The 20,731-nt window shown below is 70.9% G+C and carries 18 protein-coding genes, 2 tRNA genes and 1 pseudogene; 14 read left to right on the top strand and 7 right to left on the bottom strand.

Going from position 1 to position 20,731, the window contains the following annotated elements:
- Positions 1 to 130: 130 nt before the first annotated feature.
- The 3 genes from AB0M67_RS23830 (at position 131) to glmS (ending at position 3,418) form a co-directional block, all read left to right on the top strand.
- The gene (locus tag AB0M67_RS23830; protein WP_365748436.1) at positions 131 to 1,069 is read left to right on the top strand and encodes a DUF4429 domain-containing protein; all 939 of its coding nucleotides are present in this window, start codon (positions 131 to 133) and stop codon (positions 1,067 to 1,069) included.
- Between the two features lie 146 nt (positions 1,070 to 1,215).
- Positions 1,216 to 1,491, top strand: a complete 276-nt coding sequence (locus AB0M67_RS23825; RefSeq protein WP_249949545.1) for a hypothetical protein — start codon at positions 1,216 to 1,218, stop codon at positions 1,489 to 1,491.
- Between the two features lie 97 nt (positions 1,492 to 1,588).
- Positions 1,589 to 3,418 (top strand): glutamine--fructose-6-phosphate transaminase (isomerizing), encoded by a 1,830-nt coding sequence (glmS, locus tag AB0M67_RS23820; RefSeq protein ID WP_365748434.1) that lies wholly within the window; start codon positions 1,589 to 1,591, stop codon positions 3,416 to 3,418.
- 135 nt (positions 3,419 to 3,553) lie between these two features.
- Here the strand turns inward: glmS and AB0M67_RS23815 are convergent, their stop codons facing one another.
- Positions 3,554 to 4,132 (bottom strand): acetate uptake transporter, encoded by a 579-nt coding sequence (locus tag AB0M67_RS23815; protein ID WP_365748432.1) that lies wholly within the window; start codon positions 4,130 to 4,132, stop codon positions 3,554 to 3,556.
- 167 nt (positions 4,133 to 4,299) lie between these two features.
- The gene (locus AB0M67_RS23810; protein WP_365748430.1) at positions 4,300 to 4,821 is read right to left on the bottom strand and encodes a universal stress protein; all 522 of its coding nucleotides are present in this window, start codon (positions 4,819 to 4,821) and stop codon (positions 4,300 to 4,302) included.
- 290 nt (positions 4,822 to 5,111) lie between these two features.
- Between AB0M67_RS23810 and AB0M67_RS23805 the strand changes: the two genes are divergently transcribed.
- The 5 genes from AB0M67_RS23805 to AB0M67_RS23785 all read left to right on the top strand — a co-directional run bounded on the left by AB0M67_RS23805 (position 5,112) and on the right by AB0M67_RS23785 (position 8,200).
- Positions 5,112 to 5,465: a hypothetical protein gene (locus tag AB0M67_RS23805; RefSeq protein ID WP_365748429.1), complete on the top strand. Its 354-nt coding sequence runs from the start codon at positions 5,112 to 5,114 to the stop codon at positions 5,463 to 5,465.
- 478 nt (positions 5,466 to 5,943) lie between these two features.
- Positions 5,944 to 7,164 (top strand): helix-turn-helix domain-containing protein, encoded by a 1,221-nt coding sequence (locus tag AB0M67_RS23800; protein WP_249949549.1) that lies wholly within the window; start codon positions 5,944 to 5,946, stop codon positions 7,162 to 7,164.
- A 10-nt stretch (positions 7,165 to 7,174) separates the two neighbouring features.
- The gene (orn, locus tag AB0M67_RS23795) at positions 7,175 to 7,777 is read left to right on the top strand and encodes an oligoribonuclease (RefSeq protein WP_365748427.1); all 603 of its coding nucleotides are present in this window, start codon (positions 7,175 to 7,177) and stop codon (positions 7,775 to 7,777) included.
- Positions 7,778 to 7,907: 130 nt separating this feature from the next.
- Positions 7,908 to 7,980, top strand: a tRNA-His gene (locus tag AB0M67_RS23790).
- 143 nt (positions 7,981 to 8,123) lie between these two features.
- A tRNA-Asp gene (locus tag AB0M67_RS23785) sits at positions 8,124 to 8,200 on the top strand.
- 97 nt (positions 8,201 to 8,297) lie between these two features.
- Here AB0M67_RS23785 and AB0M67_RS23780 read toward each other — a convergent pair.
- Positions 8,298 to 9,428, bottom strand: a complete 1,131-nt coding sequence (locus AB0M67_RS23780; RefSeq protein ID WP_365748425.1) for a LacI family DNA-binding transcriptional regulator — start codon at positions 9,426 to 9,428, stop codon at positions 8,298 to 8,300.
- 213 nt (positions 9,429 to 9,641) lie between these two features.
- Here AB0M67_RS23780 and AB0M67_RS23775 point away from each other — a divergent pair, with 213 nt between their 5' ends.
- From AB0M67_RS23775 to AB0M67_RS23760, 4 genes are all read left to right on the top strand, one after another.
- On the top strand, positions 9,642 to 10,976 hold the full coding sequence (locus AB0M67_RS23775) for an ABC transporter substrate-binding protein (protein WP_365748423.1): 1,335 nt from the start codon (positions 9,642 to 9,644) through the stop codon (positions 10,974 to 10,976).
- A 3-nt stretch (positions 10,977 to 10,979) separates the two neighbouring features.
- A complete protein-coding gene (locus AB0M67_RS23770) occupies positions 10,980 to 11,999 on the top strand; it encodes a sugar ABC transporter permease (protein ID WP_365748421.1) in 1,020 nt (339 codons plus the stop codon).
- Positions 12,000 to 12,008: 9 nt separating this feature from the next.
- Positions 12,009 to 12,929 (top strand): carbohydrate ABC transporter permease, encoded by a 921-nt coding sequence (locus tag AB0M67_RS23765; RefSeq protein WP_365748419.1) that lies wholly within the window; start codon positions 12,009 to 12,011, stop codon positions 12,927 to 12,929.
- A gap of 156 nt (positions 12,930 to 13,085) precedes the next feature.
- A complete protein-coding gene (locus AB0M67_RS23760; protein WP_365748417.1) occupies positions 13,086 to 14,504 on the top strand; it encodes a GH1 family beta-glucosidase in 1,419 nt (472 codons plus the stop codon).
- Between the two features lie 191 nt (positions 14,505 to 14,695).
- On the opposite strand, the gene AB0M67_RS23755 is transcribed toward AB0M67_RS23760, so the two are convergent.
- Positions 14,696 to 16,090, bottom strand: coding sequence for a HAMP domain-containing sensor histidine kinase (locus AB0M67_RS23755; RefSeq protein ID WP_365748416.1), 1,395 nt, complete (start codon positions 16,088 to 16,090; stop codon positions 14,696 to 14,698).
- Between the two features lie 176 nt (positions 16,091 to 16,266).
- A pseudogene (locus AB0M67_RS23750) lies at positions 16,267 to 16,950 on the bottom strand (response regulator transcription factor); the annotation flags it as partial.
- A gap of 121 nt (positions 16,951 to 17,071) precedes the next feature.
- Here AB0M67_RS23750 and AB0M67_RS23745 point away from each other — a divergent pair.
- On the top strand, positions 17,072 to 17,647 hold the full coding sequence (locus tag AB0M67_RS23745; RefSeq protein ID WP_365748414.1) for a hypothetical protein: 576 nt from the start codon (positions 17,072 to 17,074) through the stop codon (positions 17,645 to 17,647).
- Positions 17,648 to 17,681: 34 nt separating this feature from the next.
- Here the strand turns inward: AB0M67_RS23745 and AB0M67_RS23740 are convergent, their stop codons facing one another.
- Positions 17,682 to 18,539 carry a fused MFS/spermidine synthase gene (locus AB0M67_RS23740; RefSeq protein WP_365748412.1) on the bottom strand — a complete coding sequence of 286 codons (858 nt, stop codon included), beginning with the start codon at positions 18,537 to 18,539 and terminating at the stop codon, positions 17,682 to 17,684.
- Positions 18,540 to 18,604: 65 nt separating this feature from the next.
- Positions 18,605 to 18,997 carry a hypothetical protein gene (locus tag AB0M67_RS23735; RefSeq protein ID WP_365748568.1) on the bottom strand — a complete coding sequence of 131 codons (393 nt, stop codon included), beginning with the start codon at positions 18,995 to 18,997 and terminating at the stop codon, positions 18,605 to 18,607.
- Positions 18,998 to 19,302: 305 nt separating this feature from the next.
- On the opposite strand from AB0M67_RS23735, the gene AB0M67_RS23730 reads away from it, so the two are divergent.
- Positions 19,303 to 20,694 carry a tetratricopeptide repeat protein gene (locus tag AB0M67_RS23730; RefSeq protein WP_365748410.1) on the top strand — a complete coding sequence of 464 codons (1,392 nt, stop codon included), beginning with the start codon at positions 19,303 to 19,305 and terminating at the stop codon, positions 20,692 to 20,694.
- Positions 20,695 to 20,731 lie beyond the last annotated feature (37 nt).

Raw genomic sequence — 20,731 nt, 5'->3', positions numbered from 1 at the left:
AAGATTGTCCCTTCGACGGGGCGATGGGGTACTCACCTGCGGTGCCTGGGGCCTGTCCATGGGACCCGCACGTCCCACCGTCGGTCAAGGTGTAGACCACTCTCCGCCCACCTGATGGAAGAATCCCCGCATGGCGGAAATCATCCAGAAGGACGGCACGTGGACGTTCGACGGGGACACGGTCCGTATCGTGCCCGGCACGGACAAGGGCGTGAGCCTGCTCCGCAAGGCCCTCGGTGAAATCGCCGTGCCACTGGGCGCGTTGGCGGGGATCTCCTTCGAGGCGGGTCGCAAGTCCGGGCGGCTGCGGCTGCGACTGCGGGAGGGCGCGGACCCGCTGCTCCAGATCACCGGAAGCCGGCTGGGCGACAGCTCCGACCCGTATCTGCTGACCGTCGACAAGGACCGCGCGGGGGTCGCCGAGTACTTCGTCGACGAGGTACGGAACGCCCTGCTGCTCGACCAGGTGGAGTCCGGACCCGTCGACCGCTATCTGCTGCCGGGCCCCGCCCTGCCGATCACCGCGAGCGCGGGCGACGCGAGCGTCACCTTCGACGGGGAGCGTATCCGGCTGGAGTGGAACTGGAAGACGGAGGAGTCCAAGTCCTCCGGCGGCCCCCGCACCCTCGCGCTGAGCGAGGTGGCGGCGGTGGAGTGGCTGCCGAGCGCCGGTCTGGAGAACGGCTATCTGCGCTTCCTCACCAGCAGGGCGCCCGTGTCCACCCCGCCGAAGTACGACCCGCACGCGGTGGATCTGTACGGATTCAGAAAGGATCCGCTGATGGCGCTGGTCGGCGCGGCGGTGGTGGCCCGACTGCCCCATCCGCGCGGCACGGCCACCGAGCCCACGGCCACCGAGCCCACCGCCATCCCGGCTCCACCGCCGAGCCTCACCAAGGCCGCGGCGGCCACCACGGACCCGGCGAACCCCACGGGCCGGGCGGCGAGCGGCGACGACCACGACGCCCTGCTGCGCCGGCTGCGGGAGCTGGGTGAGCTGCACCAGGCGGGGATTCTCACCGCCGAGGAGTTCAGCACGGCGAAGCAGGCCATCCTCAGACGGCTCTGATCCTCGATCGCTCGGCCACGTCCCGGATCCCCGGATCCCCGCTCCTTGTTCTCGCCTTCCCTCTTTCAGCCCCCGTTTTCAGAGCTTCCTGCCCGATTCCGGGCAGGATTCTTGCAAACCTCCTTTGTCACGTTCAATATCAACACGTGCTCGAACGCCGCTCATCGCACGACGACCTCATCGACCATCTGGTCCGCAGCACCGCGCTCCAGCGCGGTGAGGCCGCCCGGGTGGTGCTCGACGTGCTGGCGTACTTCGACGAGACGACCGAGGAGTTCGTCCGCCGCCGCCACCGGGAGATGCAGTCCGGTGGGTCCACGAACGCGGAGATCTTCGAGCGGATCGCGGCCGAGCTGCCACACCGCGCGGTGGCGCCCCCGGCGCTCTCGCTGCGGCAGCTGCGCCGCATCGTCTACGGCTGATACGGCCGGCCCGGCCGGGGCGCCCGACCGTGCGGGAGCACTGTGATCGAGGACAGCGTGATCCAGGACAGCGTGACTCAGGAGGAGCGGAGACCGTATGTGCGGAATCGTCGGATACATCGGAAAGCGTGATGTGGCACCGCTGCTGCTGGAAGGCCTGCAGCGGCTGGAGTACCGGGGGTACGACTCGGCCGGCCTGGTCATCACAGGCAAGCCGGCCGCGGGCAAGCCGGCCGCGCTGAAGCTGGTCAAGGCCAAGGGCCGGGTACGCGAGCTGGAGGCCCGCGTACCCAAGCGCTTCGCCGGTACGACCGGGATCGCGCACACCCGCTGGGCCACCCATGGCGCCCCGAGCGACGAGAACGCGCACCCGCACATGGACCCGGAGGGCAAGGTCGCCCTCGTCCACAACGGCATCATCGACAACGCCTCGGAGCTGCGGGTCAAGCTGGAGGCCGACGGTGTGGTGTTCCGGTCGGAGACCGACACCGAGGTGGTGACCCATCTCATCGCGCGCTCCCAGGCCTCGACCCTGGAGGAGAAGGTCCGTCAGGCGCTTCAGCTGATCGAGGGCACCTACGGCATCGCCGTCCTGCACGCCGATTTCGCGGACCGTATCGTCGTCGCCCGCAATGGCTCGCCGGTCGTCCTGGGCATCGGCGAGAAGGAGATGTTCGTCGCGTCCGACGTGGCCGCGCTGGTCTCCCACACCCGCCAGGTCGTGACGCTGGACGACGGCGAGATGGCCACCCTCAAGGCCGATGACTTCCGTACGTACACCACCGAGGGCTCGCGCACCTCGGCGACGCCGACCACCGTGGAGTGGGAGGCCGAGTCGTACGACATGGGTGGCCATGACACCTATATGCACAAGGAGATCTCGGAGCAGGTCGACTCCGTGGACCGGGTGCTGCGCGGCCGGATCGACGACCGGTTCTCCACCGTGCATCTCGGCGGTCTCAACCTGGACGCCCGGGAGGCGCGCGGGGTGCGCCGGATCAAGATCCTCGGCTGTGGCACCTCGTACCACGCCGGGCTCATCGGCGCGCAGCTCATCGAGGAGCTGGCCCGGATCCCGGCGGACGCCGAGCCCGCCTCCGAGTTCCGCTACCGCAATCCGGTCGTGGACCCCGACACCCTGTATGTCGCGGTGTCCCAGTCGGGCGAGACGTACGACGTGCTGGCGGCGGTGCAGGAGCTGAAGCGCAAGGGCGCGCGCGTACTGGGCGTGGTGAATGTCGTCGGCTCGGCGATCGCCCGGGAGACCGATGGCGGGGTGTACGTACACGCGGGTCCTGAGGTCTGTGTCGTCTCCACCAAGTGCTTCACCAACACCGTGGTCTCGTTCGCGCTGCTCGCGCTGCATCTGGGCCGGATCCGCGATCTGTCGGTCGCGGACGGCAAGCGGATCATCGAAGGGCTGCGCAGGCTGCCCGCCCAGATCGCCGAGATCCTGGCGACGGAGGATGACATCGCGAAGCTGGCGGCACAGTACGCGCAGGTCAGTTCCATGATGTTCATCGGCAGGGTGCGGGGCTATCCGGTGGCGCTTGAGGCCTCGCTGAAGCTGAAGGAGATCTCCTACATCCACGCCGAGGCGTATCCGGCCTCGGAGCTGAAGCACGGCCCGCTCGCCCTGATCGAGCCGGCGCTGCCGACGGTCGCGATCGTCCCCGACGACGATCTGCTGGAGAAGAACCGGGCGGCACTGGAGGAGATCAAGGCCCGCAGCGGGCCGATCCTGGCGGTGGCGCACCAGCCGCAGGAGAAGGCCGACCACACCATCGTCGTACCGAAGAACGAGACGGAGCTGGACCCGATCCTGCTGGGCATCCCGCTCCAGCTGCTCGCGTACCACACGGCGCTGGCGCTGGGCCGGGACATCGACAAGCCCCGTAACCTCGCGAAGTCCGTGACGGTCGAGTAGCGGCTCGCCCCCGCCCCGCTCACGAGCGCGCGGGAGCCCGTACGGCGAGAGCGCCCCCAGCGCGTGCCACCCATCGCGCTGGGGGCGCCCCCCGAAGGGGCCGGCGCTTGCCCTGGGCGCCGGCCCGCGGCTGCCTCAGCCGGTGGCCGTCACTCCCCGGCCGGCAGCACGACGGCGCGGCAGGGCGGTCGGCCACTTGGCGAGCGCGGCCGTCGCCGCGTACCAGGAGGCGAGGCCCGCCACGACGGCGAACCAGCCACCGACCTTGGTGAGGCCCGCGCTGTCGGCGAACTGGCCCACGGCGAGCAGCAGCAGCCCGGCACTGAACAGCCCGTACGCGCTCTGCACCAGCGGCCCCGCGCCCCCGCCACCGACGGCCAGACTGAAGGCCAGGAGCGCCCAGAGGACGAGGAAGAGACCCGCGGCGTCCGCGGAGGTCTGATGGCCGACTCCCATCCCCCAGGTGAACCAGAAGGCGCCAAGGCCCGCGAAGGCCGTGCCGGTGAATGAGTCTCCCGCGCGGAATTCGAGGAGTCCGGCGAGGAAGAGGGCGATACCGCCGACATAGAGCGCGAGCGTGACGGCGGCGACCGCCGTCACACTCGCGACGACACCGGTGTGGCCGATTCCGAAGGCGAGCAGGGTGAGGCCCAGGGCGAGATGGCCCAGGACCCAGGTCGAAGTAGTACTTCCCGCAGAGACGGCATTGTCCACGGCGGGCTCCCTTCACGATGTGCGTGGTGCTGTGTCCCAGCGGCCGATATGTACCCTTCACAAGGACGCAATCCACCTCTACCTGTGAGTAGATTCACACTGCGGGCAAGGGAGTTGACAGGCCGTCAGCACCCAGTTGACGCCAACGGGCCTGATGCACAGGTGGGTTACGGAATCACCACGACGGGCCGCTGTGCGCGCCGCGCCAGCCGCCCCGCCACCGAGCCGAAGATCCGCCCGACGATGCCGTGCGTGGATCCGACGACGATCGCGTCGGCGGAGTACTCCTGGCCGACCTCTTCGAGTTCATGGCAGATGTCGCCGCCGCGCTCGACCAGGATCCACGGCACCTCCGCGAGATAGTCCGCGCAGGCCAGTTCGAGGCCGAGCACTTCCGTGCGGTGATCGGGCACGTCCACGAAGACAGGGGGCTCGCAGCCCGCCCAGACCGTGGTGGGCAACCGGTTGGCGACATGGACGATGATCAGACCCGAGCCCAGCCGTCTGGCCATGCCGATGGCATAAGCGAGGGCCCGCTCACTCGACATCGAGCCGTCGAAGCCGACAACGACTCCGTGGCGGAAGGCGGGATCGCAGGAAGAGCGCGTCTGTTCCGCCGCTCGCGGGCCCGACAGCGGGTCGGCTACCTGCTCGCGGTCTACGGGTTCTGGGATTTCGTGACCGGCCATGGGTGTCTCGGCGAAGGAAGTCCTCTTGAGAAGGATCAACAAGTGGCGTGACAGGGGGAGCTGTGTCCGGGAATCATCTTCCCAAGCCCATACCCCAAAGGGTACGGCGGCACTCCTCTCATGCCCAGAGTCCGGCGCCCCACACGCGGCGTTCCAGGGAGCATGCACGAGGGCGCCCCGGATGGCAATGCCGGATGGTCGCTACAGCCGTTCCCGCGTCGACCCGGAGTGACCGGACGGCTCCGCTCCTCGTTGGCCATCGGCCATGTCCCCGGCCCCAGGGAGCCCCCGTGCCCGCACCAACCGTCGCTCGGGCCCCGGCTGTCGCCCCGGGGCCCGCACGCCACGGAGCGCGCCCCGGGGCGCATCATGGGGCGCATCGCGCGGGGCCGCATGGGCGCCCGCCGGCCCCCGTCGCGCTCACCGCGCGGCCCGCCGCCGAGCCGGCGGACGAAGTGGTCGGCCGGGCGGCGTTCGGCTGTCCGCTGGTCCCGGTGGTCCTCGCGGTGTACGGCGCGCCCGTCGGCTCCACGGCGGCGGTCGCGGCCGGCCTCGCCGTGGCGACCGCGATCCACCGGCCGCCGCCGCGCCGGTCCGAACGCGCCGCCGCCGGCGAGGTGCGGAGGAGGCCAGGATGTACGTAACGTACGCAACGACCGGAAGCCGTCACTCCCGGAGCCCTCAAGGGGCGCGCCGGGGCTCGCGCGTACACGAAAGGTGTGCGCCGGGAGACTGAGTGCGTCACACCGACGCACCCATCGCTTTTCAGCCAACTTCGCACTTGAGTAGAACCCTTGGCGAAATGGCCTGCCAACCCCCTTGCCACCAGGGAAGAAAGGACCGCACCGGTCCTTGGCACCCTACGGGGACGGGCCATGCATGCGAGGCCCACTTCCACTCTCGGCTTCCGAGTGGAACGCTTCGTGATCGAATGCTTCGCGCCAAGTTGCCTTGTCGACATAGCGCCGGTTGGAGAACTTGTCACGCCGGCACCACGGGACACAGTAGATTCGATCATGAGTATCGAAGGCTGGGGACCCGTGCAAAACCGAGGGGAATCGTGCAGGAGCGAGAGGCCCGACAAGAACGGGGAGACGCGAACACCGAGGGGGGCTTAGCACCATGAGCCAGGACTCCACTGCCGTAACGGAGTCAGCACGCAAACTTTCCGGGAGACGTCGCCGGGAAGTCGTCGCTGTGCTGCTCTTCAGCGGCGGCCCCATCTTCGAGAGCTCCATCCCGCTCTCCGTGTTCGGAATCGACCGCCAGGACGCCGGGGTTCCCCGCTATCGCCTGCTCGTCTGCGGCGGGGAGGACGGGCCGCTGCGCACCACCGGCGGCCTCGAACTCACCGCGCCGTACGGCCTGGAGGCGATCAGCAGGGCCGGCACGGTGGTGGTACCGGCCTGGCGGTCGATCACATCACCGCCACCGCCGGAGGCACTGGACGCGTTGCGCCGTGCCCATGAAGAGGGCGCGCGGATCGTCGGTCTGTGCACCGGCGCGTTCGTGCTCGCCGCGGCCGGTCTGCTGGACGGCCGGCCGGCCACCACGCACTGGATGTACGCGCCGACGCTCGCCAAGCGTTATCCGTCCGTCCATGTGGATCCGAGAGAGCTGTTCGTCGATGACGGCGATGTGCTCACATCCGCGGGGACAGCGGCCGGAATCGATCTGTGTCTGCACATAGTCCGGACGGATCACGGCGCGGAGGCGGCGGGCGCGCTCGCCCGCAGACTGGTCGTACCACCACGGCGCAGCGGCGGCCAGGAGCGCTATCTGGACAGGTCTTTACCAGAGGAAATCGGCTCCGACCCGCTCGCCGAGGTCGTGGCCTGGGCGCTGGAGCATCTGCACGAGCAGTTCGACGTGGAGACGCTCGCGGCCCGCGCGTATATGAGCCGCCGTACGTTCGACCGGCGGTTCCGCTCGCTCACCGGGAGCGCGCCGCTGCAGTGGCTGATCACCCAGCGGGTGCTGCAGGCGCAGCGGCTGCTGGAGACCTCCGACTACTCGGTCGACGAGGTCGCGGGCCGCTGCGGCTTCCGCTCCCCGGTGGCACTGCGCGGCCACTTCCGGCGCCAGCTGGGCTCGTCCCCCGCGGCCTACCGGTCCGCCTACCGGGCCCGCAGACCGCAGGGCGATTCCATGCCTCACGGGGTCATGGAGTCGGTCGTCCCCGCCCAGGCGTCCCCGCACTCCAGGCGGGCGGCGGCAGCCGCCAGTACGCCCGGCCAGGCGGCGGCGTCGGCGTCGGTGACGGAGCACGGAAAAACCGGCTCCGACATGTACGCGACAGGTCCGGGCCGTCCGAGTCTGCCCGGCCAGCGGAGCGCCCCGTAGGGTAAGGCGCATGAACGATCGAATGGTGTGGATCGACTGCGAGATGACCGGGCTCTCGCTGACGGACGACGCACTCATCGAGGTGGCCGCGCTGGTCACCGACTCGGAGCTGAACGTGCTCGGCGAAGGGGTGGACATCGTGATCCGCCCGCCGGACACGGCGCTGGAGACCATGCCCGAGGTGGTGCGGCAGATGCACACCGCCTCGGGACTCCTCGACGAGCTGGCGGGCGGCACCACGCTCGCCGCCGCCGAGGAGCAGGTCCTCGCGTACGTACGCAAGCATGTGAAGGAGCCCGGGAAGGCTCCGCTGTGCGGAAACACGGTCGGCACCGACCGGGGCTTCCTGCTCCGCGACATGCCGACGCTGGAGGGCTACCTCCACTACCGCATCGTCGATGTCTCCTCGATCAAGGAGCTGGCCCGCCGCTGGTACCCGCGGGCCTACTTCAACAGCCCGGAGAAGAGCGGCAACCACCGCGCGCTGGCGGACATCCGCGAGTCCATCGCGGAGCTGCGCTACTACCGGGAGGCGGTCTTCGTACCCCAGCCGGGCCCGGACTCGGACACGGCCAGGCAGATCGCCGCGAAGCACGTGCTCCGCGCGGAATGACCGCCCCGGAGCAGGGCCCCACCCGGGCACCTGCTCCGGACCCGGTCCCGGCCCCGGAATCCGGGCGCGAGCACCCTCGCGGACCCTGTACACTTTTTCTCGGCCGGTAGGGAACGAAGACCGGCCCTTGGTGGGTATAGCTCAGCTGGTAGAGCACCTGGTTGTGGTCCAGGATGTCGCGGGTTCAAGTCCCGTTACTCACCCTTGTCGATCAAGGCCCGGCCTGCGAAAAGCAGGTCGGGCCTTGATCGTTTCCGACTCCTGGGGATACGACGTCCTCGCCGCGTGGCCGCCGGAGGAAAATGCCGCGCCCCCGGCCCGCACCGGGTGGATATGATCACCGCACGGTGAGGTCGTAGCACAGAGGTAGTGCGCCTACACGTCATGGAGGAGGACGCCGGTTCGAATCCGGCCGCCCCACCGCGCCCCTGCTCCTCTCCGGAAGGGCAGGGGCACTCTCGCTGTCCGGCCTCGTACCGGTTCCCTCCATGACCGACTGGATCGCGGCAGCGGTGGACGCTCAGGACGATCCCCGTACCACCAGCTCCGTCGGCAGCACCAGTTGCCGCGGGCCTTCCCCCGATCCCGTCTCCCCGGCCTCCGTCCCGTCGGACGCCGTCGCCGCGGCCCCCGGTGACCGTGTCGCGATCTCCGACAGGACCACCCGCGCCATCGCCCGGCCCATCTCCTCGATCGGCTGCCGGACGCTCGTCAGCGGCGGGTCCATGTGGCGTGCTATCGCCGAGTCGTCGAAGCCGACCAGCGCCACGTCCTCCGGTATGCGCCGGCCCGCCGCGCGGAGGGTCTGGCGGGCGCCGGCCGCCATGACGTCGGAGGCCGCGAAGACCGCGTCCAGGTCCGGGCGGCGGGCCAGCAGGTCGCGCATCGCGCGCCGGCCGCCCTCCTCCGTGAAGTCGGCCACCGCGATGAGCGATTCGTCCGGCGCGTGGCCGGCCTCGGTGAGGGCCAGGCGGTAGCCGTCGAGGCGGCAGGCCGCGCCGTAGACCTCCAGCCGTCCGGTGATCGTCGCGATCGTACGGCGGCCCCTGGAGAGCAGATGCGTCACCGCCGTACGGGCGCCCCCGGCGTTGTCGGAGTCGACCGAGGGCAGCGACTCGGCCGCCGAGCGGCGTCCGCTGATGACCGTCGGGATGCCTGTCCCGGCCAGCAGGTCGGGCAGCGGGTCGTCCGCGCGGACCGAGACCAGCAGCACCCCGTCGACCCGGTGCGCGGCCAGATACTGCGCCAGCCTGCGGCGCTCGCGCGCGCCGCCCGCGAAGGTGAGCAGCAGCTGCATCCCGGTCTCGGCGAGCGCCTCGCCCACCCCGCTGACGATGTCCGAGAAGTACGGCTCGGCGAAGAACCGCGCCTCCGGCTCGGGGACCACCAGGGCGATCGCGTCGGCGCGGTTCGCGGCGAGCGCGCGGGCCGCGCGGTTCGGTACGTACCCCAGCTCGGCGATCGCCGCCTCCACCGCGGCCCTGGTCCGGTCGCTCACCCGCGGCGAGCCGTTGATCACCCGGGAGACCGTGCCGCGCCCGACGCCCGCGCGGGCGGCCACCTCTTCGAGCGTGGGCGGCTTCCCGCCGCGCCGCCGCGTCGGCGGGGCCGTACCGGCCTCATCCGACTCACGGGCCGTCCGAGCTGTCATCTCCGCCTCCCGATGAATCCGTCCCGTGGAATCCGTCCCGAGTCCAGCCCGGTCCCTTGACACCCCCTACAGGGACCCGCGACGCTTCAACACATCACACATGGGAGCGCTCCCACCGTACCCGACCCATTCATGCCCCGCACGCTGCCCGACCACGCCCGGCCGGCCACAGAGGCCGGAGGACCGGGCACGTCGGTGCACTAGGAGGACGTCATGCGTACACGTACTCGCCCGTCCCGGGTGGCGGTCCTCGCGGCCGTCGCCGCACTCACCGCCGGAATCCTGGCCGGCTGCGCCCAGGACAGCGAAGGCCCCTCCGGAAACGCCACGGGCGGCGGCGGAGACGGCGGCGAGGGGAAGACCACGCTCACGGTGGGGGTCTTCGGAGCCTTCGGCCTGAAGGAGGCCGGACTCTACGACCAATACATGAAGCTCCACCCGGACATCGTCATCAGACAGACGTCCATCGAGCGCAACGAGAACTACTACCCGCAGTTGCTCACCCACCTCGGCAGCGGCAGCGGACTCGCCGACATCCAGGCCGTCGAGGTCAACAACATCGCCGAGATCACCGCCACCCAGGCGGACAAGCTCGTGGACCTCGGCAGGACCGACGGCGTGCGGCAGGACAGCTTCCTGCCGTGGAAGTGGTCGCAGGCCACCAACAAGGCCGGCCGCACCATAGGGCTCGGCACCGACATCGGCCCCCAGGGCATCTGCTACCGCAAGGATCTCTTCGCCGCGGCCGGGCTGCCCACCGACCGCGCGTCGGTCGGCGCGCTGTGGGCGGGCGACTGGCGGAAGTATCTGGACGCCGGGAAGAAGTTCAAGGCCAAGGCGCCCAAGGGCACGGCCTTCGTGGACTCGGCGAGCGGCGTCATGGCCGCCATCACCGGCGGCGAGGCGAACCGGTTCTACGACAAGGACGGCAAGGTCGTCTACAAGACCAACCCGGCCGTACGGAACGCGTGGGACATCGCCGCGGAGTTCGCCGGGGCGGGACTGACCGCCAAACTTCAGCAGTTCACCCCGGCCTGGGACCAGGGGTACGCGAACGCCGGTTTCGCCACGGTCTCCTGCCCGGCCTGGATGCTCGGCTATATCCAGGACAAGTCCGGCGCCGCGGGCAAGGGCAAGTGGGATGTGGCCGCCGCGCCGAAGCCCAGCAACTGGGGCGGCTCCTTCCTGGTGGTGCCCGAGGCGGGCAAGCACAAGAAGGAGGCGGCCGAACTCGTCGCCTGGCTGACCGCGCCCGAACAGCAGGCCACGTTCTTCGCGAAGCGCGGCAGCTTCCCCAGCTCCCAGGCGGCGTACGCGCTGCCCGCCGTGTCCGGCGCCAAGCACGAGTACTTCGACAACGCCCCCATCGGAGAGATCTTCTCCGCCGCCGCCCAGGGCGTACCGGTCCAGATCGTCGGTCCGAAGGACCTGATCATCGCGCAGAACCTGGCCGATGTCGGCATGCTCCAGGTCGACCAGAAGGGCACATCCTCCAAGGACGGCTGGGACGCGGCCGTCAAGGCGATCGACAACGCACTGGACCAGTGACCGATGGCAAGCAGTGACGCCACCGCCGTCCCGGAGACAGACGCCGGGGACACGGCGCCCGTCTCCGGGTGGCCGGAACAGCGAGGGGACGGGGAACGGGACGAGCGGCGCCGGGAGCGGCGCAGCCGCTGGTACCGCCGCGACGTGCGGTGGAGCCCGTACGTCTTCATCGCCCCGTTCTTCGTCTTCTTCCTGGCCTTCGGCCTCTTCCCGCTCCTCTACACCGGCTGGGCCTCGCTCCACCGGGTGGAACTGACCGCGCCCACCGACATGGAGTGGGTGGGGCTACGGAACTTCTCCCGGCTGCTGAGCGACGACTTCTTCTGGAACGCGCTGAAGAACACCGTCACCATCGGGGTGCTCTCGACCGTTCCACAGCTGCTGATCGCGCTGGGGATCGCGCATCTGCTCAACTACCGGCTGCGCGGCTCGATGTTCTTCCGGGTCGCGGTGCTCACTCCGTACGCCACATCGGTGGCCGCCGCGACGCTTGTCTTCGTCCTTCTCTTCGGTCGTGACTACGGAATGATCAACTGGGCGCTGGGGCTGATCGGTATCGACCCGGTCGACTGGCAGAACGGCACCTGGACCTCTCAGCTCGCGGTGTCCACGATCGTCATCTGGCGCTGGACCGGCTACAACGCGCTGATCTATCTGGCGGCGATGCAGGCCATCCCGGACGATCTGTACGAGTCGGCGGCGCTGGACGGGGCGTCGCGGTGGCAGCAGTTCCTCCATGTGACCGTCCCTTCGCTGCGGCCGACGATCCTGTTCACCTGCGTGGTCTCGACGATCGGCGCGACCCAGCTCTTCGGCGAGCCGCTGCTGTTCAACGGCGGCGCGGGCGCGACGGGCGGGGCGGATCACCAGTTCCAGACGCTCGGGCTGTATCTGTACGAGCAGGGCTGGGTGAATCTGCATCTCGGCCGGGCCTCGGCGATCGCCTGGACGATGTTCCTGATCCTGCTGGTCATCGGCGCGGTGAACTGGATCATCGCCCGCCGTCTCCGCAAGAGCGCGTAGGGGAGAGAGATGGCGACGACGACTTCACGGACCGGCGACAAGACCGGGCACAGGACCGGCGACGCGACCGGCACCGCGACCCGCGGCGGAAACAGGAAGGGCGCGGGGCGGCAGCTGCACGGCGGGCGGATCACCCACGCCGTACTGATCCTCTTCACCGCCGGCTCACTCTTCCCCCTGGTCTGGACGGCGATCGCGGCTTCCCGCAACAACACCCGGCTCGCCCAGACCCCACCGCCCTTCTGGTTCGGCGGAAACCTCTTCAAGAACCTCGAAATCGCCTGGACCGACGCCAACATGGGCACGGCCCTGCTCAATACGACGATCGTCGCCGGGGCGATCGCGGCGGGCACGGTGCTCTTCTCCACGCTCGCCGGTTTCGCCTTCGCCAAGCTGCGCTTCCGGTTGAAGAATCTGCTTCTGCTGCTGGTGATCGGCACGATGATGGTGCCGCCGCAACTCAGCGTCGTACCGCTGTACATGCTGATCGCCGAGCTGTCCTGGACCGATCAGCTCCAGTCCGTCATCCTGCCCACCCTGGTCAGCGCGTTCGGGGTGTTCTTCATGCGGCAGTATCTGACCGGGGCGCTGCCCACCGAGCTGATCGAGGCGGCCCGGGTGGACGGCGCGAGCAGCTGGCGCGTGGTGTGGCATGTGGTCTTCCCGGCCGCGCGGCCCGCGATGGCCGTGCTCGGGATGCTGACCTTCGTGATGGCCTGGAACGACTTCTTCTGGCCCATCATCGCGCTGACCCAGAACGGCAACCCCACCGTGCAGGTGGCGCTGACCGGGCTCGGCCGCGGCTATATCCCCGATCAGTCGGTGATCATGGCCGGCGCGCTGCTGGGCACCCTGCCGCTGCTGATCGCCTTCGTGATCTTCGGCAGACATATCGTCGGCGGCATCATGCAGGGCGCGGTCAAGGGCTGAGGCCCGTACGGCCGGTCCTCGCGGGGCCCGTACCCCTATGGCCGGTCCGACGCGCCGGCCCTCCTCGTACCACCGCGCCCCTTGTCCCTCACCACCTCATCTGCCCCTCCTCGCTCATTCCTTTCCCTCATCCCTACGGTCAACGGGAGCCGCATCATGTCCGACACCTTTCCGCCCGGGTTCCTGTGGGGCACCGCCACCGCCGCGTACCAGATCGAGGGCGCGGCGCGGGAGAACGGCCGTACGCCCTCCATCTGGGACACCTTCAGCCATACCCCCGGCAAGGTCGCGCGGGGAGAGACCGGCGATATCGCCGTCGACCACTTCCACCGCAGGGCCGAGGACGTCCGGATGATGGCGGACCTCGGCGTGAACGCGTACCGCTTCTCGGTCTCCTGGCCGCGCGTCCAGCCCACCGGCCGCGGCCCGGCCATACAGCGCGGTCTCGACTTCTACCGCGGTCTGGTCGACGATCTGCTCGCCCATGGCATCGAGCCCGTCCTGACGCTCTACCACTGGGATCTGCCCCAGGAGTTGGAGGCGGCGGGCGGCTGGCCCGAGCGCGAGACGGCGTACCGCTTCGCGGAGTACGCGCGAACCGTCGCCGAGGCACTCGGCGACCGGGTGACCCGCTGGACAACCCTCAACGAGCCCTGGTGCAGCGCCTTTCTCGGGTACGGATCCGGTGTGCACGCCCCCGGCCGTACGGACCCGGTGGCCGCCCTGCGCGCCGCGCACCATCTCAACCTCGGTCACGGGCTCGCGGCCCAGGCCCTGCGCTCCGTACTCCCGCCGGGCGGCCAGGTCTCGGTCAGCCTCAACCCGGCGGCGGTCAGGGCCCGTACGCAGTCGCCCGAGGACCGGGACGCCCGCCGCCGTATCGACGCCCTGGCGAACCGGGTCTTCACCGGCCCGATGCTGACCGGCGCGTACCCCGGGGATCTCCTCGCGGACACCGCGCGGCTGACCGACTGGGCGTTCGTCCAGGCCGGCGACGAGGCGGTGAGCCGGCAACCGCTGGACTCGCTGGGCATCAACTACTACCAGCCCTCGGTGGTCTCCGCCGCCGATGGCCAGGACGCGGGCGAACGCAGCCGTCAGGACGGCCATGGCGCGAGCGAGCACTCCCCCTGGCCGGGCGCGGAATCCGTCGTCTTCCACCAGCCGCCCGGCGAACTGACCGAGATGGGCTGGTCGGTGGATCCGAGCGGACTGTACGACCTGCTGCTGCGCTATACGCGCGAGGCGCCGGGACTGCCCCTGATGATCACCGAGAACGGCGCGGCGTACCCCGACAAGCCGGACGCCGACGGCGCGGTCCACGACCCGGACCGGATCCGCTATCTGCACGGCCATCTGTCGGCGGTACAGCGCGCGATCGCCGACGGGGCCGATGTGCGCGGCTACTTCCTCTGGTCGCTGATGGACAACTTCGAGTGGTCCTACGGCTACGGCAAGCGCTTCGGCGCGGTCCATGTGGACTACGAGACACAGCGCCGTACCCCGAAGTCGAGCGCGCGTTGGTATGCCCGGCTGGCGGGTACGGGGGTGCTGCCGGAGGTGCCGGTCGGCTGACGCCTGTCGCGGGGGTGGGCGCGCCCCGGCCGGGTGGGGGGTTGGGTACCGGCCGGAGCGCGCGGTGCGGGGGGGGGGCGGGGGCGGGGTGGCTGATGCCAGCACGTTAGCCGCCCCCATCCGGACGAAGGGCCCATTCCGGGTGGGCTCCGCTGTTCTTAGGGCGCGCTTAAGGAGCGCATCGGAGGCCGTTAAAGGTCCGGACTCGCGCGGCGTCCGCGCCGCCGCAGCCGGTGGCCCCGGCGCGGCCCGTCCGCGGCGCGCCATCCGTCGAGGCCGATCCAGATCCGTACCTCGGTACCGCCGAGCACCGAGCGTCCGAGCCGTACATCGCCACCCGTCGACTCGGCCACCCTGCGCACGATGTCCAGGCCGAGCCCGGTCGAGCCCTCACGGCCGCCGCTGTTGCCCCGGGCGAGGGCAGCCGCCGGGTCGGCGATACCGGAGCCCGCGTCCGAGACGAGGACGATCACGGCGTCCTCCCCGTTGTGCACATCGACGGAGAAGGCCGTGCCCTCCGGGGTGTGGCGGAAGACATTGCCGAGCAACGCGTCCAGGGCTGCGGCCAGTTCGGCGCGGACGACCGGGATGCGTACGGGACGGCCGATGCCCGCGACCCGTGCCGGGCGCCCCTCGTCCTCCGCCAGCGCCGACCAGAAGTCCATCCGTTCCCTGACGACTTCGGAGACGTCGCACCCGCCGGCCGGGCCCGCCGCCACCGTCTGCGGTTTGGCCTCACGGGCGGTACGGATGATCGTGTCGACCTCGCGCTCCAGCTGCGCGACGGCGGCCCTGGTCTGGTCGGCGGCCGGTCCCTCGCCCAGGGACGCGGCGTTGAGGCGCAGTACGGTGAGCGGGGTGCGCAGCCGGTGTGAGAGATCGGCCGCGAGTTCCCGCTCGTTGGCGAGGAGCCCGACGACCTGGTCGGCCATGGAGTTGAAGGCGATCGCGGCGGACCGCAGCTCGGCGGGGCCCTCCTCCGGGACCCGCGCGCCGAGTTTTCCCTCGCCCAGCGCGTGCGCCGCGCCCGCGAGCCGCTGGGCGGGCTCGACCATCCGCAGGCCGAGCCGGTCGGCGACGGCGACGGACCCGACGATCAGCGCGAGCCCCACGCCCGCGAGCACCAGCCAGGCGGTGGTGACGCCCTTGGAGACCTCGTTCTGCGGAACATAGATCTCGACGACCGCGATCTGGCCGGAGCCGAGTGCGGTCGGCTGGAGCAGTACGGACCCGCCCATGACCTCGGCCATGGCCGCGCGGGGGATCCGCTGGACGGTCACCAGATCCTTCTCGGCCGCCCGGCCGCGCCCGATGTCCAGCCGGCCGGCCTCCGGCCCCGGGGCGGCCGGCACATGCACGGCCATCCGCCCTTCGGCACCGGCGTTGGTGGAGGCGATGGCCCGCTCCAGCTGCTCGCGGTCGGTGGTGATGGAGAGGGTGGGGGCGATGGCGGCGGCCTGTCGCTCCGCGTTGGAGAAGGCGCGGTCCCTGGCCATCTCCTTGATGACCAGTCCGAGGGGGACGGCGAAGGCCACGACGACCATGACCGTAACGGCCACGGCCACCTTGACCAGGGCCCATCTCATACGGGCGGCTCCGCGCGGTGCGCTCCGGCCGCCGGGGTCCCGGCCGCCGGGGTCCCGGCAACGGGCGTCCCCGGAGCGGGCGGTTCGGGAAGAGGCAGTTCGGAAAGAGGCGGCTCGGAAAGAGGCGACTCCCCTACGGGCGGCTCGGATAACGGCACCTCGGGGACGGCCGGCACGGGCGGCTCCAGCTTCACCCCGACGCCCCGCAGCGTGTGCAGATAGCGCGGCCTGGCCGCCGTCTCACCGAGTTTCCTTCGCAGCCAGGAGAGATGGACGTCGATGGTCTGGTCGTCGCCGTACGACTGCTGCCACACCTCCGCGAGCAGCTCCTTGCGTGCCACGACCACCCCGGGGCGTCCGGCGAGGAACGTCAGCAGGTCGAACTCACGCCGGGTCAGATCCAGCCGGGCCCCGTCCAACTCGGCCTGGCGGCGCAGCGGATCGATCGAGAGCCCGCCGACCCGGATGACGCGCGGCGGTGTGGCCTCACCGGCGGTGGCGCGCGAACGGCGCAGTACGGCCGCCATCCTGGCCGCCAGATGTTCCACCGAGAACGGTTTGGTGAGGTAGTCGTCGGCGCCGTCGTTGAGCAGCCGTACGATCTCCGCCTCGTCGTCCCGCGCGGTGGCGATGATCACCGGTACGTCGGTGATGCCCCGCAGCATCTTCAGCGCCTCCGCGCCGTCCAGATCGGGCAGACCGAGGTCGAGAATGACCACGTCGAACCGGAAATGGGCCACTTCGCGCAGCGCCTCCAGAGCCGTGCCGACGCTCCGCACGGTGTGGGAGGCCTCGGTCAAGTGCCTGATGAGGGCGGAGCGTACGAACTGGTCGTCCTCGACCACGAGCACACTGGGCATGGGCGGCACCGTACGCCATCCGAGCCGTACGGGAGGGCCGGTCCCGCGGGACGGCCGTGACCGGTGTCCCTTCCCGGCACTCATGGGACAGCCGTGGCGCGGGTGGTGCAGTATGGCCCCGATGCGTAGGGGACTCATACACACCCTGGCGTGGTCGCTCGCCACGGGCGCGGCGGTCACGCTGTCGTGGTGGGGCGTTCACTCGGTCATGGCGGGAACGGCGTACGACCCGCCGCGCGCGCTCCCGCTGCCCGTGGACAGCGCGACGGAATCGGGCGCGAGCCCCCTCGCCTCGTCCACCTGGCGTCCCCCGAGCCCGTCCGCGAGGCCAGCCGCCTCGCCGACGCCGTCACCGAGCCACAGCGGGCGGCCCTCGTCGCACCCACCGGCCGAGAAGACGAAGGACCCTGGCGGGCACGCGGGCGGGGACGAGGGGGCGGGCGCGGGCGCGGAGACCGAACCGTCCGGCTCGTCCGGTGAGGTGAAGAGCTTCACGGTCGACGGCGGCCGGGTCGTCTTCGACATCCACGGCGCCTCGGCCGAACTGGTCTCGGCCACCCCCGACAGCGGCTGGCAGATGCAGGTGTGGACCCAACCGACCTGGATCCGGGTCACGTTCACCCGGGACGGCCGGGAGGTGTCGGTGTTCTGCACCTGGAACGGCCATCCGCCGATGGTTCAGTTCGACGACCGCTGAGCGATCCCCCGTCCCGACGACCCGGGGATCCCGTCTACGTGAAGGCGTCGGCCGGGGGCGGCGGCGACGCCTTGGCGCTCGCGTCGGTCACCACGGCCGCGCCGCCCGTGAAGTCGGCCAGCGCCCGGCCGTGTTCCACCCGCCCCGGATGGGGATCGCTCGCGACCCGGCGGGTCAGCTCGGCGACGGGCAGTTCACGGTCCGAGGCGAGCAGTACGGCGTTCCCGAAGCGGCGGCCCCGGAACACCGCCGGATCGGCGGCGAGCGCGAGCCGCCCGAAGACGGTGGCGGCGGTGGCGATCTGGCCCCGCAGATGCGCCAGCGGCGGACCGTCCGCGAGATTGGCCGCGTAGTGGCCGTCCGCCTTCAGGACCCGGCGTACATCGCTCAGGAACTCGACGCTGGTCAGATGCGCGGGCGTACGGGCGCCGTCGAACACATCGGCGATCACCAGATCCGCCCAGCCGTCCGGCATTTTCGCGAGCCCGGCCCGCGCGTCGGCGGTACGGACGCGGATACGGGCGTTCGGGTCCAGCGGAAGACGCTCGCGTACGAAGTGGACGAGGGGACCGTCCACTTCGACGATCTGCTGGGTGGAGCGGGGGCGCGTGGCGGCGAGATAGCGGGCGAGGGTGAAGGCCCCGCCGCCGAGGTGCGCGACATACAGCGGCCGGCCCGCGGGCGCCACGAGATCCGCGACATGGCCGAGCCTGCGCTGATACGCGAAGGAGAGATGCGTCGGGTCGTCGAGGTCGACATGGGACTGCGGGGCTCCGTCGATCAGCAACGACCAGGCCCGCGCCCGCTCCCGGTCGGGCACCAGCTCGGCGCGACCGCCGTCGACGTCTTCGGCCGGGACCGCACTCGGCGCCCGGCGCCTGTTCTTTGCCACACGTCTATTCTGGGGCCCGGTTCGCCTCCGGGGCGCGCGCACCCTGGGGGCGGGGGTCCGGTGGGCTATCTACACCGGTCGGCGGCCTCAAGGAGCCGCGCGGCCTCGCCCAGCGCCTCCCTCAGCAGCGCCGGATCCGTGACCGGGCCCGTCGTGTCGGGGTGGAGCAGCCAGTCCGAGCCGATGACCGGGGGTTCGGCGGGGAGACGCAGACCCCGGCCGTTCGTCTGCGTACAGGCGCTGCCCGGCATGTCCCAGCCCGCGGCCGTACCCGGCGGGACCAGAAAGCCGAGGATGTCGCACGGGCCGTCGTGGAACACCGGCCCCACCTTGGGAGTGGCGCCCCCCCGGCGCAGGATGTCCACCGCTTCGAGGCCCTGCCGGGCCGGCACCGTCACCAGGTCGCAGGGCTCCCCGGCGTCGTCCCGGGGACGCCCGCCGCACTCCTGGCCGGGCATGCGCCGAGCAGTCGTCCGCGAGCCACCACTGGTGTCCATACCGACCTCCACGTTGAGCGTCTCCCAGATCGGTTCAACGCATGGCGGCGTCAACGGCTACGGCGGCGCACCGTCGAAAAAGATGGCAGTTCATGGCAGATCATGGGCGAGAAATCCGGTTTGTAGGCAAACTCTATGTGTCACCATCGTCACAGCCGGTACGTTCTGCCCGTCGGAACAACCGGAGTTGGGCACCGCGCCACACCACACCGCACGCTCCGGGTGACCCGCGGGCACCAACGGCTGTACCAGGAGAGGGCTCGGCCATGGCGTCGTCTCGGGCAGTTCCCAACCTCGCCTTCCGCCGGCTGCGCGCGCGCCGCTCGCCGGGGGAGTTCGCGGCCGCCGTGCGCAGGGCCGCGCGGGAGATCGGTGAACAAGTCGCCTGTGACGCACGTTATATCGGACGGGTGGAGGCGGGCGAGATCCGCTGCCCCAACTACGCGTATGAACGGGTCTTCCTGCATATGTTCCCCGGGCTGGCCCTGGAGGACCTCGGCTTCTCTCCGCGTGAGCACGTACGCGGCAGAGCGGCGCGGGCCACGGTGACCACCATCACGGACAGGGGGGACGCCCCCAACAGCCGGAGCGACACCGTCCATCCAAGCGATTCCAGCGATACCGGCGAGGAGAGCGAAGTGCTGCGCCGCGCGTTCATGACGAGCGGCCCCGTCACGGTGGTGGCCGCCTCCCTCGGTCTCGGCGGTACGGCCGTCGCGGCCGTACCCACGCCGCGGCGGACACCGCGACTGGTCGGCGACTCCGAGGTGATGGCCGTCGAGGCGGCCGTGCGGCGGATCCGGCTGCTGGACGACCGGCACGGCGCCGACGGGATCTACCGGCAGGCCGCCCAGCCGCTGCGCGCCGCGTACGCGCTGCTCGACACTGGGACGCCCGCCCGCCAGTCCACCGCCGACCGGCTCTACGCGGGCGCCGGCGAGCTGTCGATCTCGGTGGGCTGGCTCGCCCACGACTCCGGACGCTTCGACGACGCGCGCTCGCACTACGCGGAGGCGCTGGCGACCGCGCGGATGGCGAACGATCCGGAGGTGGAGGCGCACGCCTTCGCCAACACCTCGTTCCTGGCGAAGGATTCGGGCCGGTACCGGGAAGCGGTACGGACCGCGCAGGCCGGCCGGCGCGCCGCCAGGCATCTCGCCTCGCCACGGCTGCTGTCGCTGCTCGCGCTGCGCGAGGCGGCCGGCTGGGCCAAGCTCGGCGACCGTACGGACTGCGAGCAGGCGGTCGCCCGGGCCCATCGCCTCTTCGACCGCGGCCCCTCGGACGCCGACCCCGAGTGGATGTCCTTCTTCGGCGAGCCCGAGCTGGAGTCACAGGTGGCGCTGTGTCACGCGGCGCTGGGCGACTGGTCGCGCGCGGCCCGGCACGCCCATCGCGCGACAGCGCTCCAGAATCCGCACTTCGCCCGGAATCTCGCGCTCTACCGGGTGGAGCTGGCCACGGACCTGGCCCGGGCCGGCGCGCCGGACGAGGCGGCGGCGGCCGGCCAGCAGGTGCTCGATCTGCTGGACGTCGTCCAGTCGTCCCGTATCCATACGCGGCTCGCGGCCACGGCGCGGGTACTGCTGCCGCAGCGGCGGCTGCCGGAGGTGGGTGCCTTCCTGGACCGCCACGCCTCGACGAGCAGCCGGGCCTGAGAAGGGGCGAGCAGCCGGGCCTGAGGGGTCAGGGCGT

This window comes from Streptomyces sp. NPDC051662 (assembly GCF_040681655.1).
GTDB lineage: Bacteria > Actinomycetota > Actinomycetes > Streptomycetales > Streptomycetaceae > Streptomyces.
Note: the sequence above shows the minus strand (reverse complement) of the source record. Positions and strands in the feature narration are given on the sequence as shown.

Coding starts and splice junctions, on each gene's coding strand:
- AB0M67_RS23780 (WP_365748425.1), bottom strand. CDS start 9,428: ATGACAGCTCGGACGGCCCGTGAGTCGGATGAGGCCGGTACGGCCCCG.
- glmS (WP_365748434.1), top strand. CDS start 1,589: ATGTGCGGAATCGTCGGATACATCGGAAAGCGTGATGTGGCACCGCTG.
- AB0M67_RS23765 (WP_365748419.1), top strand. CDS start 12,009: ATGGCGACGACGACTTCACGGACCGGCGACAAGACCGGGCACAGGACC.
- AB0M67_RS23800 (WP_249949549.1), top strand. CDS start 5,944: ATGAGCCAGGACTCCACTGCCGTAACGGAGTCAGCACGCAAACTTTCC.
- AB0M67_RS23810 (WP_365748430.1), bottom strand. CDS start 4,821: ATGGCCGGTCACGAAATCCCAGAACCCGTAGACCGCGAGCAGGTAGCC.
- AB0M67_RS23730 (WP_365748410.1), top strand. CDS start 19,303: ATGGCGTCGTCTCGGGCAGTTCCCAACCTCGCCTTCCGCCGGCTGCGC.
- AB0M67_RS23755 (WP_365748416.1), bottom strand. CDS start 16,090: ATGAGATGGGCCCTGGTCAAGGTGGCCGTGGCCGTTACGGTCATGGTC.
- AB0M67_RS23775 (WP_365748423.1), top strand. CDS start 9,642: ATGCGTACACGTACTCGCCCGTCCCGGGTGGCGGTCCTCGCGGCCGTC.
- AB0M67_RS23735 (WP_365748568.1), bottom strand. CDS start 18,997: ATGCCCGGCCAGGAGTGCGGCGGGCGTCCCCGGGACGACGCCGGGGAG.
- AB0M67_RS23745 (WP_365748414.1), top strand. CDS start 17,072: ATGCGTAGGGGACTCATACACACCCTGGCGTGGTCGCTCGCCACGGGC.
- AB0M67_RS23770 (WP_365748421.1), top strand. CDS start 10,980: ATGGCAAGCAGTGACGCCACCGCCGTCCCGGAGACAGACGCCGGGGAC.
- AB0M67_RS23760 (WP_365748417.1), top strand. CDS start 13,086: ATGTCCGACACCTTTCCGCCCGGGTTCCTGTGGGGCACCGCCACCGCC.
- orn (WP_365748427.1), top strand. CDS start 7,175: ATGAACGATCGAATGGTGTGGATCGACTGCGAGATGACCGGGCTCTCG.
- AB0M67_RS23830 (WP_365748436.1), top strand. CDS start 131: ATGGCGGAAATCATCCAGAAGGACGGCACGTGGACGTTCGACGGGGAC.